The following is a 17,263-nucleotide window of genomic DNA, read 5'->3' on the forward strand; positions in this document are numbered from 1 at the left end:
TGGGACCTTGACGTCAACCGTCGACCCAATCAGCCTCCCGCAAAGAACAGCCTCGAACGATACAGAGATTGATCGCGAGGCTCTGGCTCGTCTTTTGATCGAAATTGCCCGGAACGTTGATCCGGACTATCGTGCGCGTTTCGACGGAGTTCCAACCGCCGATCCTCGCATGGAAACGCTGCGCCAGTTGCTGGTCAGCCGCGAAATTTCGGAGCTTTCACGAGTTACGCATCTGCTGGACGAACCCGAGCAGCTTGCGGCAGCCGTGGGCGACATTCTTCCCAGTGCGGCCGCGCGAGCGCCTCATGCGCAGCTCGGCGAGGCGCTTGCGCCAGCTGTCGAAAGGGCTGTGCAACGGTCAATCCAGAAGAGCCCGCGCACACTGACGGATATATTATACCCGGTGTTTCTGCCGGCAATTCGCAAGTCGATCGGGGAAAAGATCGACCAGACCTTTCAGTCGCTGAACGAAACTCTAAGACATATATTTACCTGGCATGGGCTCAAGTGGAGATTTGAATCTTGGAGGACAGGGGCAAGCTTTTCGGAAGTTGTCCTTAAGCACTCTCTTGTCTATCGTATAGAGCACGCCTTTCTCATTCACCGCAATTCCGGTCTTTTGATAGCGCATGTCACCGCCGACAATGCAACGAGCGAAGATCCTCAACTCATCTCTTCGATGCTTAGTGCAATTCAGGATTTCGTGAAGGACTCGTTTAACGAGAAAGAGCAGAGCGGCCTGGACACAATCCGTTTTGGCGACCTTCGTCTCTGGTCGGAAGTTGGACCGTTTGCCACCCTGGTTTCGGTGATCCGGGGAAATCCGCCAGAGGAATTGCATGAAATAGTTCGCGATGTATTGCTTCGCATCCATGAGGAAAGCTCACAGGCTTTAGAGCAGTTTGACGGCGACGGTTCGCAGTTGGCCACCGTAGAGGCGCAGTTGCAGACCTGCGTCGAGCTCAAGCAGGAGGAATCAAACGAGGGATTTCCGTGGCTGGTGGCGGCCGTTGCCGTGCTGCTTTTGAGTCTGGCAGGCGGTTGGTACTTTCTTTCCTGGCAATCAGCGCAGCGCTGGCAAGCCTACGTGTCGCGCTGGCAGGCTTACGTGTCGCGACTGGAGGCCCAGCCGGGCATCATCGTTGCAGAACAACAGGTACGCGATGGCCAATTCTATATTGCCGGCCTGAGAGACCCGCTTGCCGCCGACCCGCAGTCGCTGTTGTCTGGAACGCAGGTCGATCCCGCCCAGGTTCATTCGCAGTGGCAATTCTATCAGAGCCTTGAACCGGAGTTCGTGCTGAAGCGGCTGACTGCGTCGCTGGCTCCGCCGGATTCAGTACGACTATCGATCGACAATGATCGCATCGTTGCCGAGGGTGAGGCTCCCGGCACCTGGATAGATCGGGCGCGCGCAGCGGCCCAGCAGCTTTCGGCAGGCGGGCCGGTCTTCGATATTTCCAAGGTTCGTGACGTAAGCCCCGAAGTACTCGAGGCGGAGCGCTGGCAGGCCTATGTGTCGCGGCTGGGGAACCAGCCGGGCATCATCGTTGCAGAACAAAAGATACGCGACGGCCAATTCTATATTTCCGGCCTGAGAGATCCGCTTGGCGCCGACCCGCAATCGCTGTTGTCTGGAACGCAGGTCGATCCCGCCCGGGTTCATTCACAGTGGCAATCCTATCAAAGCCTTGAGCCGGAGTTCGTGTTGAAGCGGCTGGCGGCGTCGCTGTATCCGCCGGATACAGTACGACTTTCGATCGTCAATGATCGCATCGTTGCCGAGGGCGAGGCTCCCGACACCTGGATAGATCGGGCGCGCGTAGCGGCCCGACAGCTTTCGGCAGGCGGACCGGAATTCGACATCTCCAAGGTTCGTGATGTGAGCCCCGAAGCACGCGCGGCGGAGCACTGGCAGTATTATGTGTCGCGACTTGAGGCCCAACCGGGAATCATCGTCGCCCAACAAACGGCGAGAGGCGGACATTTCTACATTTCCGGCCTGAGAGACCCGCTTGCCGCCGACCCGCAAGCTCTGCTGCCCGGAACGGAGGTTGATCCTGCCCGCGTTCATTCACAGTGGCAATTCTATCAGAGCCTTGATCCGAAGTTCGTGGTGAAGCGGCTGACGGCGTCGCTGACCCCGCCGAAATCGGTCCAGCTTTCGATCATCCAGGGTCGCATCGTTGTCGTGGGTGAGGCTCCTGCCACCTGGATCAACCGGGCGCAGGCCGCCGCCGAACAACTTTCGGCGGACGGAGTGGTTCTGGATGTCTCGCAGCTGCGTGAGCTGGATCTTGCAGAACTCAATCATTTGAGAGAGGCCATCCAGACGACCGATATTTTCTTCTCTTCCGGCAAAGTTGTGCCGGGACCAGAGCAGACTCCGGTTCTCGACAGATTGGCGGATCAAATAAAGGAATTCGCCCAAAGTGCCCGCAAGTCAGGTGTAACAGCGCGGTTCATGTTGACCGGCCATTCGGACACCACGGGCCGTGAGACGGCCAACGCGTCGATCAGCGCCGCCCGCGCCGAGACAGTTCGTGCGCTTCTCAACAAGCGCGGCGTCGCTCCGGAACTGCTGCTGGTTCGGGGCGCGGGCACCTTTGAACCGGCGGTGCCTGAAAATAGTCAAACTGGTAGCTCCACCAATCGCCGGGTTTCGGTTACGGTAAACCTGGACTAGGCGGAGCCCAAGATGTTGCAAAAAAGATCTGTATGTTGGGCGGGTTCTCTGTCGGAAAGACGAGCCTGGTCCGCAGGTTTGTGAAAAGCATCTTTTCAGAAACCTACTTGACCACGGTGGGAGTGAAAATCGACAAGAAGAGTGTCGCACTCCCGGACAAAACAGTGGATCTGATTTTGTGGGATTTGGCTGGCGAAGACGATATCGGCTCATTCCGCGTCAGCCATGTGCGAGGTGCGACCGGGCTGGTGCTTGTCGTCGATGGAACCCGCGCCGCTACTCTTGCCGCCGCGCTCACGCTGCGCGAGCGGGTCGAGGCCGAATTCGGCGCTATGCCGTTTGTATTGCTCTTCAACAAATCCGATCTGGCCGATCGGTGGGTCATACCGGATAGTGAGATCGACGGGCTGAGGCAACGAGGATGGCAAATCTATCTGACAAGCGCGCTTACCGGTGAGCATGTCGATGATGCGTTTCTTCAACTTGCTTCGATGGTCACCAAATAGACCATGTCTAGATTGCCAAGAGAAGTCGGAAACTGGATTTACAACTTCTTCTACAACGAGCACTCTATCGCATACGTGAAAATTGACGCCCAGCTATGTATAGCTGCGAAGGGCGGTAACGTTGAACATTACGGGCTCTCGTCCCTTGGTATCGGTAAGCCCGTTACCGATCAGCTTGAATTCATGGAAGGTTTGCTGCCTTGCCCGGAGCTTCCATATCATATGGCCATGGTCGAACTGCCCAGCGGGCGCGTCGCGGACCTTCATCTTTTTGCTGACGACGACTGCGTGTGGCTGCTCTTTCTTGACGCCACTGCCGAACGCGACAACAAGCAGCGGCTTCAGCAGAAGGCTTACGAAATGACGCTCCTGCAAGAGAGGGAGCGTCAACTCAACGAGAAATTACAATCGACGAACGAGGCGTTGAGGAAGAGCCAGGAGGGATTGGCGCGTGAATATCAGCGCGCCGAAACCCTGCTCCTCAACATTCTTCCGGCGTCGATCGCGGAGCGGTTGAAAGCGCAAAAGAAAATTGCCGACAGCCACGCGGAGGTGAGTGTGCTTTTTGCGGACATCGTCGGTTTTACGGAAAGAGCGCGCAGTGTTGGAGCGGTGACGACGCTCGCTATCTTGAATTACTTCTTCAAGGCGGCGGATCGGCTCTCGGAACGACACGGCTGCGAAAAGATCAAGACAATCGGCGATTGTGTCATGGTGGTCGCTGGCCTGCCCATCGCGCGATCCGATCATGCACGAGCCCTCACGCACTATGCAGTTGAACTGCGCAAGGCGGTCAAGCGCGAACGCTTCGCGGGAGAACCGATAAGGCTGAGAATTGGAATTCACTCGGGACCGATCGTCGCTGGCGTCATAGGCAAAAGGAGGTTCGCCTATGACCTGTGGGGCGAGACGGTTAATCTCGCCTCACGTATTCAAACGTCCGCGGAGCCCGATGAAATCCGTATTTCCGATGCAACTCGCCAACTGCTCGGACCAAAATTTGCTTGCGACCCGCTCGAGGAAACGGAACTGCGTGGGGCAGGTCGTGTGCGAATGTGGCGGCTCCCGGCCTGATGGGTGAGCCCAGCACCTGGTGCAGACGCTCGGAATGTCGGCATAGGGTCGGCCATATCGACTAGCGCTGGAATTTCGCTTAGCAGTCGCGGCCTGGCCGCCATCTCGCCGCATTTGCATAGGGCTGGGCGTCCAGGCTGGACCGGTCGGTGGCCTGGGATCTGGTGCCAGGCGTTCTGCATCACGGATGCCCACTTCATAGAACGGCTGGAAGCCTAGGCCAAGGTCGGAATGCCCTGCCCCCGGCGGCTAAATAAACACCGCCAACGCCAAGTACCCGGCGCAACGGTCTGGCTCGCAATGATGACGCCTTGCACCACAACATCGGTTTCTTCAAGGTAGGGCAACGACGGACATAGAAGTCGTTGCTTGCCGATTTAACCGGAAGGTTACAGCACGATGCCACGCATGATTCGACGATTGGGAGCCAGGACTCCGGCGCGCCCGGCACGACGTCTCGGATATCTGACTGCGATGTTTGTCCTGATTGCCGGACCGCTCGTCTTTGGTATCGCCCTCCTGTTGGCTGGTCCGGCGCAGGCGCAGGCGTCGGCGACCGTCCCACCTGAAAAGGTCAAACAGCTGTTCGAGCTTCTCGACGATCCGTCGGTGAAGGCCTGGGTGGCCGAACAACGAAATCAGGACGCCGGATCAACGCCTGCCGAGGCAGCAGCTCCGCCGACCGACGCATCGTCCGGCGCCGCGGCCGCACCAGGCCAGATGAATACGATGGCCTCCTCGACGCTCGATCGGATCAGACACCATATCGAGAGAATCGTGCGGACTTTGCCCCTGCTGCCAGGCCAGTTCGCCCGCGTTCGCGCAGAGACCATGCAGGATATGTCCAGCAAAGGGCCTGTCAGCGTACTTATTCTGATTGCGATGTTCATCGCTGCCGGCCTGGCGCTCACTTGGGCGACTTACAAAGTCACTCGTCCATTTCGTCTTTGGGTTATCGCGCAACCGAAGGATACGCCCATCGGGCGAGCCAAGAAGATTGGTGGTCGCGCGCTTTATTCCAGCATGCTGATCGTCTCGTTCGCACTGGGCAGCGCCGGCGCGTTCATGTTGTTCGACTGGCCAATGCTTATCCGCGAGATTGTGCTGACATTTCTGATGGCGGCGGTCGTTACATGGGGTGTGCGCCTATACGTCATGGCCACGCTCGTCCCTTCCTTCATGAACGTCGAGAACGCCGTCGAGGTTCGTGCTTTGCCGATCACCAACGACACGGCTGACCATTGGTCCTATTGGCTACCCCGGATCGTCGGCGTCTTCGCCTTCTTCGGCGCCGCGTTCATCCTGTTGCCGGGTCTCGGCATCGATCATGACGGAATGATGGTCCTGGCATTGGGCGCCGATATCGTACTGCTGGTGCTCTTGCTGCTTGCCATCTGGCGTCGGCCAAGAACGCAGCGAGACAGTGCGCACCAAAGCGGTCACACGGGAGCGACATGGTTGTTGACTGCTTATTTCGTCGTTCTGTTCCTGCAGCGCAACGCTGGCCTTTATACATTCTTCTGGTTTACCTTCGCCGCATTCTTCCTGCCTTTGGCAATCGTGCTGACGCAGCGCGGGGTTAATTTCGTCCTGCGGCCGGGTACAGAAGAAGTTGGCCGGCCTACGATCCCGGCGGTGATGATCGCTGTCATCGATCGCGGAATCCGGATGGTTTTGATCCTGGCGGCGGCTTACTTTCTCGCGCGTGTCTGGGGCCTGAACATGCAGTCAATGCAGGAGGGCAATGCGACCGCGACGTTCATATTGCGCGGCTTGATCAATGTCATGGTCATTGCCCTCGCAGCCGATTTCGGCTGGTCGATCATCAAGGCGTTGATCGAACGAAAGCTGGGCATCGAAACACCACACGCGGTGATCAGCGACGAGGACGTCCCGGTCCTCGATCCGCAGCAGGCGCGGCTGCGCACGCTCTTGCCGATCCTCCAGAACATGCTGCTCGCATTGATCATCGTGATGGCGGTGCTGATGATGCTCGCCTCAATGGGTATCCAGATCGGCCCACTGATCGCCGGCGCCGGCGTCGTCGGTGTCGCCGTGGGTTTTGGTGCACAAACCGTCGTCAAGGACGTGATCTCAGGCGTGTTTTTTCTGCTCGATGATGCGTTTCGTGTCGGCGAATATATTTCCTCGGGCAATTACAAGGGTACCGTGGAAAGCTTTTCGCTGCGCTCGGTGAAGCTGCGCCACCATCGTGGTCCGCTGTTCACGATACCGTTCGGTGAACTCGGGGCAGTCCAGAACCAGAGCCGTGACTGGGTTGTCGACAAATTCAACATTACTGTTGGCTATGACACCGATATCGACTTCGCTCGCAAGCTGATCAAGCGGATCGGCCTCGAACTGGCGGAAGATCCCGAATTCAAAAACTGGGTGCTCGACCCGATCAAGATGCAGGGCGTACAGGAATTCGGTGAGTACGGCATCGTACTGAGGGTCAAGGCCATGACCAGACCCGGAGGCGCCTTCGGTATGAAACGCAAATTCTATGTGCGGCTGCGCCAAGTCTTCAAGGAGCAGGGCATCGAACTCCCATTTCCGACCGTCCATGTCCAGGGGCTGCAGAATCCACATTGGGCAGAGAATGCGCCGTTGGAGATCACACCCGAGTTGCAAATGGCCGTCGCGCAGTCGCACACCAATCGGCGCAGAAAAAAGGCGAGTACAACGGAGTAGGAAAGCGGTGACACCCGCCGGTCACAGCGCGACTTTCCGCGCATCGGCTCGTGGCAGGGATACTCTTTTATCTTCAACCGGTTAAGGCGAAAAAGCACCGTCGCGAGCCTCACCGACCCCGACGGTACTTGAAAGATGAGGGCGGCCGAATCTCTGCAGTCGCAGCCAGGTTTTCCCTATTCCCACTCGATTGTTTCTAACCGTAACCGGGGCAGATTACCGGGCGGTGGGGGTTTGCAGGCGCGTGCTTTCGTGATTCACCCTTTGCGTGACGCTACCACCGACTGATTCGCTTGAAGGCCTGTCGCTCGCGGAACTCCGCGGGCTGGTTTCTGCGCTGATCGGCGAAGTGCGCGGTCTTCAAAGCCGGGTCGAGAGCCTTGAGATCGAGAACCAGGCGCTACGCGCCGAGAACCAGACCCTGAAGGATGAGATCGCCCGGCTGAAGGACCTGCCGCCGCGTCCCCCGGTCAAGCCGACCAAGCCATCGGGCATGGAGAAGGCGACGCAGCCGACATCTGGCAAGGGCAAGCGCCGCCGGCGCGGCGCCAAGCGCGACGGCGGTCGCGTGAGCCGCGAGGTGACGGTTGCGGTGAGCGCTCCTGCGGGCTCTCGCTTCAAGGGGTATGAGACGATCCTGGTGCGCGATCTGGCGTTGTCGGCCGAGGTGGTGCGCTATCGCCGCGAGCGCTGGGTGACACCGACCGGCGAAACGATGGTGGCGCCCTTGCCGGCGGGGATCATCGGCGGCTGGGGCGCGAACCTGCGCCGCTTCATTCTGGCCTGTCACATTCAAGGCCAGGTGACGACGGAGCGGTTGACGGCGTTGTTGACCGGGATCGGGGTCGACATTTCGAAGCGCCAGGTGGTGCGGCTGATTTCGGAGGGCCTGGAGGCCTTCGCGGCGGAGGACCGTGACGTGCTGCGCGCCGGGCTGGCTACGGCGCCCTGGATCACCGTCGATGATACGTCGGCGCGCCACGCCCACCAGGACGGCTACACCACCCAGATCGGCGATCGCCGCTTCACCGCGTTCCGCACCGGGCGATCGAAGTCACGGGAGGCGTTCCTGGCGACGCTGCGTGCCGGGCACAGCGATTACTTCATCAATGAAGAGGCCCTGGCCTATATGCGCGGCCGCAACCTCGCCGGTCCGGTGATCGCGCGGCTGGCGGCTGCGCCGCACAAGGCATTTGCCGACAGCGCCGCATGGCAGGCGCATCTGGCCGCACTCGGCCTCGACCAGCTCGCGGTTGAGCCCAACCCAGTCAGGATCGCCACCGAAGGGGCGATGTGGGGAGCGATCCGCCACCACGGCTTTCTTGGCGATACCGTGGTCGTGTCCGATGATGCCGGCCAGTTCCGCATCGGCGACCATGCTCTGTGCTGGGTCCACGCCGAGCGGCTCGTCCACAAATTGATACCCGTGACCCCGGATCAACGTCAGGCCGTCGACATCATGCGCCAGTTGATCTGGTGGTTCTATCGCGACCTCAAGAGCTACCAGCGTGCTCCTTGTCCGCGCCACGCGGCGGCCCTGCGCGCCCGCTTCGAGCGCCTGTTCAAACGACGAACCGGCTACGTCATGCTCGACCGGCTTCTTGCCAGGCTGCATCGCCGCAAGCATGAACTCCTGCGAGTTCTCGATCGTCCCGAGATCCCACTCCACACCAATGGTTCGGAAAACGACATCCGCACCTTCGTCACCAAGCGCAAGATCTCCGGCGGAACCGTCAGCGAGGCAGGCAAGAACGCCCGCGACGTCCTGCTCGGCCTGATGAAGACCTGCATCAAGCTCGACGTCTCATTCTTCCGCTATCTCGGCGACCGCCTCGCCATACCAACACAAGAGTCGATTCCGCCGCTCCCGGATCTCGTTAGGCAAGCCGCTCAAGCCTGACTGCCCGGTAATCTGCCCCGGTTACTTTCTAACCCAGGTAGGTCATTGATCTATCTCGGTTTTTTCCTATTGGTGACGCACAACGCCGACCGATAGGCCGCCAAAAAGTTACGCTTTTGATTTTAAAGCGAAAATCGCCGCAAAAAATATTTTGAGGTTTCACCAACTATCGGGACCAATCGGGCGATTTTTTTGCTCCTGGCGGAGTCCGACGGCGACCCCACAGAGTTTCGAAAAGTACCGTCACCACTCCAACAAAGGTATTTTCGTTGAAAATCAATGATCACGGGCAGGCTTGTAGGCGCGTCTATTCTATTGATTTTATTATCTTTTATGGACAATAATCGGAAACTTTCCCGCTGGCCGGATGCGCGTGACAGTGGCCGGCTTTGGCTGCGGTCGGAGCGCTTCAGTTCGACTTGGTGTCGAATTCGACCTTGCATCGCTGGCCGGCGGGCAAGCGGTTGCCGGCATTGGGCAGCATGATGCGCACGCCGAACGTCCTGCTGGCCGCGTCCAGCACCCGGTCGATCACCTGAACCGTGCCGACATGGACTTCATCGCGCGGCTCGCTGACGGTCACCTTGACGGCAAGGCCGACGCTGAACTTGCTGTATTCGCTGTCGGCGACGAAGGCTTCCACGCTCAACGGGTCGAGCTGTGCGATGGTGGCCAGTTTCCCGTCCTGATCGAGATACTCGCCGGCATAGAGCTTGCGCTCCATGACAATGCCGTCGATCGGACTGACAATAATTTTCTGGCCCAGCACCGTTCTTGCCCGGGCGAGTTCAAGTTCGAGAATGCGCTTGCGCGATTGGGCGAGCGCCAGTTCGCGCTTGGAGACCTCCATTTGCGCGATCGCTTCCTCCACGGCATCCTTGGAGGTGACGTTCAGGCTGGCCAACCGCTGGGAGCGCTCCATGCGGTTCAAGGCCAGTTGGTGTCGTGTCTGCTGGGCCTCGATTTCCGACGTGTTGGCCGCCTGTTCGGACATCAAGTCGACGGTTGACAGCTCGGTGTTCGCGTTCAGTCGGGCCAGGATTTGACCTTTTTTGACGATGTCGCCACGATCGATCAGCACTTCCTCCAGAAGGCCAGGCACTGTGCCGCCGACACCCACCACGATCGAAGGGTTGACGACGCAATCGAACGACGCCGCATGAACTGCGTGGCCCAGAAACAGAGCGGCGATGGATAAGATGGCTCGCAGCATTTGACGTGGCTCCCCTGCCCGCCGCGGCCTGTCCAGCCGCCGGCCTAAGCTATTCGGATTTGCCGGAGAAGGCGAGCAGCACACCCAGCCTCCGGTCCTGGTCGAGCAAGTCCTTGCGCTCCGATGCATGCGCGCGTTCGGCGCGCATCTGCGCCACCCGAAACAGCACGAGCGCGGCGCGACGCCTGAACCAGCTTTGACGTCGGCTTGCCCACTCGACGAGGCGTTGCGGCGCGAGATCGAGGATCGAATCTTCCAGCGAAAGAATATCGCGCGTTGACCCCCGATCCCCTTTGCGCGCCGTCCGCCCCTCCATCTGCCTGTCGATCCGACGGGCATCGTGGCGCTCGCTCAGCACCACATGAAGCCCGCCCATTGCCAGCGCCTCCGGATCGACCTTGATGTCCACGCCGCGCCCGGCCATGTTGGTCGCGACCGTCACCGTTCCGACACGACCCGCGCCCGCAATGACATTCGCCTCGTCCGCGCTCTGTTCGGCATTCAGCACGGCATGCTCGATGCGGGCGCGGTCGAGACACGCGCTGAGTTCCTGCGACGCCGAGACCGAACGCGTGCCGATCAGTACCGGCCGTCCGAGGGTCCGCATCGTCTCGACCTCCTGCACGATGCGGTTCCATTTCTCCTCGCGCGTCGCGCACACGATTGGCGCGAGCTTCGCGCGCCGGGGCGACACATGGGTCGGCACGGCGAGAACCGACAGCCCGTACACCGCGCCCAGTTCGCCTTTGACCTCGTAGGCTGTGCCGGACATGCCGGCGAGGCGCAGATAGCGACGAAAGAAGCGCTGATAGGTGATCCGCGCGGCGGTGCGTTTGCGCGGCGTCACCTTGCAGCCCTCCTTGAATTCGATCAACTGATGAAGGCCATCGCTCCAGGTGCGGTCGGCCATGATGCGTCCGGTGAATTCGTCGACGATCTGGACTGTCTCGTCGGCGACCAGATAGTGTTCGCCGCGCCGAAAAAGCAGCAAGGCGGAGAGTGCCTGCCTGGCCGATTCCTCGCGTCGGATGCGGTTGCGCCAGAATCCGTCGGCCGCCTCAGCGCGCGTCCAGAGCCTGTCCTTGCCTGCTTCCGTCAATTCGATACGGCGCCGGTCCGGCAACAGCAAATAGTCGACATCCTGCTGCAGGTCCTCGACCAGACGAAACGTCTTTTCCGCCCAGTCGCGTTCGTCGACGGAGTTGCTTTCCTGGGAGATGATCAGTGGCGTACGCGCCTCATCGACCAGCGCGCTGTCGGCCTCGTCGACGATCGCCAGGTGCAGACCGCGCATGACCGTTTGCGAATTCTCATTGCCGACCTGGCCGAAGCCGCTGAGCTTGCGGTGCAGCAGCCCGGTCCTTTGGCCAAGAGCCATGCGATCGCGCAGGTAGTCGAACGTAACCTCTTTGTTGCTCGCATAGACAATGTCCGACGCATAGACTTGCGGCCGCCCTGCCCTGTCGCCGCTCTGGATCAGGCCCGTGGTCAGGCCGAGAAAGTCATAGACGGGCTTGAGCGTCGCAAGGTCGCGTTCCGCCAGATAGTCGTTCACGGTTATGACGTGAACCGGCGTGCCAGCCAGCGCCGCTGCCGATGCGGCGAGACCGGCGGTGATCGTCTTTCCTTCGCCGGTCGCCATTTCCGCCACCCGCCCGTCAAGCATTGCGAGGCCGCCCAGAATTTGAACGTTGTGGTGTCGTAGCCCGAGCTTACGCCACGATATTTCGCGCACGATCGCGAAGCATCGTTCGATGTTCGCCTGGGTCAGGCCGCCGCGACGCATCACCCCGCGGAACGCCGCGACCCGCTCGACAAGCTCAACTTCGGTTATGGCCGCATAGTCACGCCCCAGGACCTCGATGCGAGGCAGTGCGCGATACATCCGCCTGAGCCTCGCTCGCTCTCGCAGCGGCGAGGTCACGCCGACCAGCCACTGATCCAGCCAGTCGAGGAATTTCGGCGCCGGGTCTTCCCGCTCGGCGCCGAGATCGAGGGCCGGAAGCAAGACGCCGGCCGGTTGCCCGGCCGCAGTCAAGCTCCTACTCCACTACGCTCGAGTGATATCCCGGTCGTCACCTGGTCAAGCCTGCTGCCCACTATCCTCGGCCTCGGCCTGCAGCCCGGCATCCGCGCTTCGTCCACCGCCTTTGTGCGCCGGCGATTTGCCGTTTTCCCGTTTCGCTTTGGCGGCCTCTGGTGCCGGTTCCGGTTTGTCCTCGACATCCAGGGCCGGGGCAGGCATCCGCTCCAGCATGTTGGCGAAGTGCCGCAAGGAGTGGAGGTGAAGATAGGTGCACTCCAATTCGTCATTTCCGAACAAGGCTTGCAGGTCGGCGACATCGATCGCCTTCAGCTTCTCCCGGTCGACGGTCATGAAGCCGGCCAGAGAATGGCGCTCGCCGCTGTTCAAATTGAACTGCGCCTGCATCGGCTGCAGCAACCCGAGCGACTTCAGACGATCGCAATATTGCTTGGTGCGCTGAAAGCGCGATTGATAATCCTGAAGGAAGCCGAGCACCTCTTTCAGGTAGCGCGTCTGCTGTCCGTCGCTGTCGAACAGGCGCTCGCCGCGGCCCTCCCGGTTGATGCCTTCAAAGCTCTCGTCGATGTTGAGGATGAACGTTCGGCCGCCGGCATCGGAAGAGAAAACAAACGGATAGCGCCGAACGAACGCCGGAACATACTTGCCGCTCCAGTTGCCGGCATCGTCGACATAAAGGTTTTCGGTCTGCTTCACGCCGAGAATGACCGCCGGCATGATCGAGTGTTCGGTGCCCGCGAAAACGATCGGGTACTCCGCCGCTGCCTGCGCGAATTCGACAGCCGTCACCGGTACCGAATTCACGTTTCGGGCGAAGCTGTAGGAGTGACCCGCTTTGATCGAAACATCTCTGTGACGGTCTGAGGTCACCGGCTTTGCGTCTTGGTAGAAAAGAAGCTGAACAGTCATGAGAACTCTCCTCGAGGTGAAAAACGGCCAAGTCGTCGTTTCTACAGTCTACATCGACACCTAATCTAAAGTATTGTCTCTCATTTATTTGTATAAGTAAACAATTTATTGAATTTTCGCGCACTCATCAGGCGATCTAGTTAACTCAATCCAAATATTAACTCCTCCGGTAGCGCAGATCATACCTTGTAGACCCGCAGGAAAACCTGTCTGATCCAGCGATAGGTCCGTTCGTAAAGCGGGACATTGCCGTGAAAAAAGCGGACGTAGATTCGCCCGCCGATGCGGTCGATCTTGCTTGGATTGGCCAGCGCCAGTTCCAGATGCATCAAATTGGCAAGCACCCGCTTCTGCGCATGATCGGTCGGGTCGAGTGAGAACTGGCCACCGCCCACCGTGCTCAATGCGGCGTTCGGCAAAGTCGCGGTCAGCGACGGCACTTCGCGTATGATCTTGGCGGAATGCGAAACCGACGGGTCTTCGACGAAGCGCACGTCGACGAACTCCGTATGGTTGCGAACCAGGTCGGCGTCGCCCTCCGGGATCACGGCGCGCAATGTCGGCTGGTCGAACCGCGTCACATAGGCCAGCGTCTCGCCACGGCGCACGAACTTGCCTTCGAGATCATTTGCCGAAGGAACGATCAGAGTTCCGCTTGCCTGCGCCCGTACCGTCAGCGCTTCGGCACGGTCGCGTGCGATGACAAGGTCGGCGCGTGCCAGCCTGAGTTCTTCGGCCACCACTTTGGCGTTGACCTTGTCCGAGACATCGAGTTTTTCGAGGCGGCGCTCAAGCTCCCCAACCCGCAAATCCAAGAGGACGGTCCGCGCCTCCAGCAAGGGGTCTTCCAGCCGCAGGATCGGGTCGCCTCGCTCGATCCTGGCGCCGGGAGTCGCGACAATTTCCGCCACCACGCCATCGACACCGGCATTGACGACTCCGTCGCCCGGCAGCCATACGACGCCCTGCGCGGCGGTCGCGTAAGGCAGCGGGATGACAAAGAACGGCAAGGCTACCAGTGCGAGGCTGGCTGCAACGACGGCGAAGGCCCTCCCCTCGTTTTTCTCAGGGACGGGCTCGTGAACAGGAACCACAATTGGCGCGCCAGCGGCACGCCAACCATCAGCACCAGCGCCCACCCAGCCATCATCATGCCGACGACAAAGTAACGCTGGCTGACCAATGTGACGATCGCCACCATGACGCCGATCCGGTAGAAGAATGACGTGACGCCGTAGCTGAACAGCCAGAACTCTTCGCCCTGCGCGGTCGCCGGCGTTTCGGCGCTTTCGATGCCGAACAGATAATGCTGCACCAGATAGCCGAGATATTTGGTCGCCCGCTGACCAAGGTTCGGTATCTCGAGAATATCGCTCAGAACGTAGTAGCCGTCGAAGCGCAGCAGTGGATTGCCGTTGAACAGCAAGGTCGAGACGCCGCCGATGAGCATCACGTTGAATGCGAAGGCGCGCACCAGTCCGGCCTCGGCGTTCAGCCAGACGATCAGCGCCAGACAGGCCAACAGCCCCTCGACGATAATGCCTGCCGCACCCACCAGGGCGCGCTGCCATTTGTCCCGGAATGCCAGGCTCTCCGACGCGTCGACATAGGGCACCGGCATGAACACGAGCAGCATCACGCCGATCTCGTGCACCTCGCCGCCCCAACGTTTGACGGCGAAGGCATGCCCCAGCTCATGCAAAGCCTTGATGAAGGGATAGGCGATCAGGATCAGCACGATATTCTCGGCCGACAGAACCCGGTCCGTTACGTCGCCAGTCAGCGCCTGCCAGTTCATCGCGGCAAGGAAAATCGAATAGGCAACCAGCGCGAGGAAGGCGACGCCGCCGAACCAGGACAGGAACGGCCGCACCAGCGGATAGGTCGCGTTCAGGAACTCGTCCGGATCGAACAGCCCGACGCGGATAGCCAGCGGATTGGCGAATTTCGAGAGGAGCTTACGGTTGTGCTGCTTGCTGGCGCGGTCTGCGATTTCCTCGATGTCGGGTGGAATGTCGCCGAACAGCACATCCGCCGCGTGAAGCTGCCCCAAAAGACGGATCACCGCGTCTTGCGTAATGACCTTTTCGTCGAGGTGTTCGCAGGCGTTGTCCCACACGTCTTGCATGGTACGTCGGCCCGTCATCAGGCTGATGATGAAATAGGCCTCCGGCGTGAAGCGATGGAAGCGGCCAGAGGTCCGATCCTGCATCACATACCAGACCTGGTTGCGAAAGATCGTGCGGTGGATGCTCACCTGGCTTCGCAGCCGCGGCTTCAATTGCGCAACGCGATACCAGGACGAACTGAAATAGCTCCCGTCCATGGTCAGCCCGCCCAGCGCCAGAGGGTCAGGCGCAGCCAGTCGATCATCTTCTGGGTGTAGACGAAGAACAGCAGCCGTTCATCCACATGGGTCTTGCTGACGCCCTCCATGCCAGGACGCAGCCGCTCGAGAGACCCGGCGAGCGAGGCCTCGACCCTGAACGAGTTGCGGCCGTTGCCCTGTCGCGAGACAGAGGTGATCTGTTCGATCTTGTAGGGCAGCGGCTCCCTCGGCAACGCGCTGACCCGCAACTGGCCGGTCTGGCCGATCTTGATGTCATCGATGTCGCTTTCGTCGACTTCCAGGACAACGCGGTAAGAATCGAGTGGCGCGATGTGAAACAATTCCTGGCCGCGCTCGACCGCCGCGCCGACCGATTGCGACAGATCGCCGGAGACTATAAATCCGTCAAACGGCGCCACCAGCCGGGTGCGCCGCAGCTGTTCGTCGATCAGCGACAGCTGCGCGTCCGCCTGCTTGATCTGGGCCTCGATGATCTGGCTTTCGGCACGCTCGCCACGCGCCAGAGCGCGGTCGAATTCCGTCTCCTTCTGAGCCTTGGTGGTAACCAGCCGCAGCCGTTCGAAATTCAGATCCTGATCATCGAGCTGCGCCAGCACCTGATCCTTGCGCACCGTTTCGCCTGCCTTGGCGAATTCAGCCAGAACATAGCCGCTGAATGGGGCAACGATGGTTCGCTGCACCGAACCGCGAATGACCGCGGGCGCCGTTACCGCATAGGGTGAGGTGGCGACGCTCAGATAGGCCGCTATCGCCACCGCGGCCAGCGTCGCAATCTTGCGCCCGATGAAGCGCGGGCCAAGCAGCCTCTTGATCTGGATCCAGCCCGCTTCGATCGCCTTGGTGAAGATCGTCCGGTCGTTACGGCGTTTTTCCTCGAGCACCGGTCCGACCACGGCCGCGACTGCATCGCAAAGATAGATCGTCTCCTGGTCAAAGCTCGCGTCGGCGGGCCGCAGGAAGGTGAGCGCGCCCGTCATCGTGCCGTTGCTCTGCAGCGGCACGGTCAGGGCAGCGCCGTTCTTGTACTGGCGTGTCAAGGCTTCGTGCGCGATGCTGACCCGATATTCCTGACCCTGGCGCGGTGGCGCGACGACCACGGCGCGCTGGTCGATTGCCTCGTCCATCGCCGCCGCGATGTCGCGCATGAAGCTGACCTTGCCGTCGAATGCCGCCGAATGCGACACCGCCGCAACGCGCGTCCAGCGCCGGCGCATCACGCCGACGGCGACCGGGTCGCAGTTCAGCCGCATGGCGAGTTCGGTGACGAGGGCGGTGCAAGCGCCCTTGTACCGCTTCTTCTCGATCACCGCCGCCAACATATCGAACGCAAAGCGGCTGCGCTGCGCGGCCTGTTCGCTCTGGTCGCTCATGCCACGGCGCAGATGCACCTCCACCCAGCCGCAAGCCCACTGGATCTTGCGCATGATGTCGGTGAAGGCAGCGTCGTTTCGCTTCACGGCAACGGCACAGGCTCCGAACAGATGCCCGTCGATGAGGATGGGTGACGCGATGATCTGTGTGTTGTCCGCCGGACCCGATACACTGACGCCCTGACGCTTTCCCGTGGCCATCTCGGCGGCGGCGAGAAGTCCACTGACCGGCGACTGTGAGTTCGGCCATGCGGCGGCCAGCACATAAGGCCCGGTATCGGCTTCCCCGAGCACCAGGGCTGCTGCCGAGGCATCGGCAATCTGGCGGCACAGAAGGCCCAGCCATGCACCGATGAACTCATCTGATGTTGCGGCAGTGCGGAAGCGTGTCCACAGCGCCTGGTCAAGAACGCTGTAGCTGACGATGCCGGCATCATCCAGCATCCTGTGGGTATCACCTTCAAGGATGCTATCAGCCATGGACACCCGTTTCGAAGCGGCGCGCGCAGTTCGCGAA

The 17,263-nt window shown here is 60.5% G+C and carries 11 protein-coding genes; 5 read left to right on the forward strand and 6 right to left on the reverse strand.

Features of this window, described 5'->3' with window-relative positions; all coding sequences use genetic code 11:
* Positions 1-7 precede the first annotated feature (7 nt).
* The 5 genes from HB777_22055 to HB777_22075 all read left to right on the forward strand — a co-directional run bounded on the left by HB777_22055 (position 8) and on the right by HB777_22075 (position 8,860).
* Complete coding sequence (locus HB777_22055) at positions 8-2,686, forward strand: OmpA family protein (GenBank protein ID QND66333.1); 2,679 nt, start codon at positions 8-10, stop codon at positions 2,684-2,686.
* A gap of 32 nt (positions 2,687-2,718) precedes the next feature.
* Positions 2,719-3,192 carry a GTP-binding protein gene (locus HB777_22060; protein ID QND66334.1) on the forward strand — a complete coding sequence of 158 codons (474 nt, stop codon included), beginning with the start codon at positions 2,719-2,721 and terminating at the stop codon, positions 3,190-3,192.
* A 3-nt stretch (positions 3,193-3,195) separates the two neighbouring features.
* Positions 3,196-4,266 carry an adenylate/guanylate cyclase domain-containing protein gene (locus HB777_22065; protein QND66335.1) on the forward strand — a complete coding sequence of 357 codons (1,071 nt, stop codon included), beginning with the start codon at positions 3,196-3,198 and terminating at the stop codon, positions 4,264-4,266.
* Positions 4,267-4,740: 474 nt separating this feature from the next.
* Positions 4,741-6,960 carry a mechanosensitive ion channel family protein gene (locus HB777_22070; protein QND66336.1) on the forward strand — a complete coding sequence of 740 codons (2,220 nt, stop codon included), beginning with the start codon at positions 4,741-4,743 and terminating at the stop codon, positions 6,958-6,960.
* Between the two features lie 268 nt (positions 6,961-7,228).
* Complete coding sequence (locus tag HB777_22075) at positions 7,229-8,860, forward strand: transposase (GenBank protein QND66337.1); 1,632 nt, start codon at positions 7,229-7,231, stop codon at positions 8,858-8,860.
* A 409-nt stretch (positions 8,861-9,269) separates the two neighbouring features.
* On the opposite strand, the gene HB777_22080 is transcribed toward HB777_22075, so the two are convergent.
* The 6 genes from HB777_22080 to HB777_22105 form a co-directional block, all read right to left on the reverse strand.
* Positions 9,270-10,073 carry an efflux RND transporter periplasmic adaptor subunit gene (locus HB777_22080; GenBank protein QND66338.1) on the reverse strand — a complete coding sequence of 268 codons (804 nt, stop codon included), beginning with the start codon at positions 10,071-10,073 and terminating at the stop codon, positions 9,270-9,272.
* A gap of 49 nt (positions 10,074-10,122) precedes the next feature.
* Positions 10,123-12,111: a prepilin peptidase gene (locus tag HB777_22085; protein QND66339.1), complete on the reverse strand. Its 1,989-nt coding sequence runs from the start codon at positions 12,109-12,111 to the stop codon at positions 10,123-10,125.
* 45 nt (positions 12,112-12,156) lie between these two features.
* Positions 12,157-13,026 (reverse strand): SapC family protein, encoded by an 870-nt coding sequence (locus HB777_22090; GenBank protein ID QND66340.1) that lies wholly within the window; start codon positions 13,024-13,026, stop codon positions 12,157-12,159.
* A gap of 179 nt (positions 13,027-13,205) precedes the next feature.
* On the reverse strand, positions 13,206-14,036 hold the full coding sequence (locus HB777_22095; GenBank protein ID QND66341.1) for a hypothetical protein: 831 nt from the start codon (positions 14,034-14,036) through the stop codon (positions 13,206-13,208).
* A 2-nt stretch (positions 14,037-14,038) separates the two neighbouring features.
* Positions 14,039-15,352: a hypothetical protein gene (locus HB777_22100; protein ID QND66342.1), complete on the reverse strand. Its 1,314-nt coding sequence runs from the start codon at positions 15,350-15,352 to the stop codon at positions 14,039-14,041.
* 2 nt (positions 15,353-15,354) lie between these two features.
* Positions 15,355-17,226 (reverse strand): HlyD family efflux transporter periplasmic adaptor subunit, encoded by a 1,872-nt coding sequence (locus HB777_22105; protein QND66343.1) that lies wholly within the window; start codon positions 17,224-17,226, stop codon positions 15,355-15,357.
* Positions 17,227-17,263 lie beyond the last annotated feature (37 nt).

Origin of the sequence: Mesorhizobium loti, assembly GCA_014189435.1 — a bacterium.
GTDB classification, from domain to species: Bacteria; Pseudomonadota; Alphaproteobacteria; order Rhizobiales; family Rhizobiaceae; genus Mesorhizobium; species Mesorhizobium loti_G.

Excerpts from the sequence above, each read along its gene's own strand:
- HB777_22080 (QND66338.1), bottom strand. The coding sequence starts at position 10,073 with ATGCTGCGAGCCATCTTATCCATCGCCGCTCTGTTTCTGGGCCACGCA.
- HB777_22070 (QND66336.1), top strand. The coding sequence starts at position 4,741 with ATGTTTGTCCTGATTGCCGGACCGCTCGTCTTTGGTATCGCCCTCCTG.
- HB777_22060 (QND66334.1), top strand. The coding sequence starts at position 2,719 with ATGTTGGGCGGGTTCTCTGTCGGAAAGACGAGCCTGGTCCGCAGGTTT.
- HB777_22105 (QND66343.1), bottom strand. The coding sequence starts at position 17,226 with ATGGCTGATAGCATCCTTGAAGGTGATACCCACAGGATGCTGGATGAT.
- HB777_22090 (QND66340.1), bottom strand. The coding sequence starts at position 13,026 with ATGACTGTTCAGCTTCTTTTCTACCAAGACGCAAAGCCGGTGACCTCA.
- HB777_22065 (QND66335.1), top strand. The coding sequence starts at position 3,196 with ATGTCTAGATTGCCAAGAGAAGTCGGAAACTGGATTTACAACTTCTTC.
- HB777_22100 (QND66342.1), bottom strand. The coding sequence starts at position 15,352 with ATGGACGGGAGCTATTTCAGTTCGTCCTGGTATCGCGTTGCGCAATTG.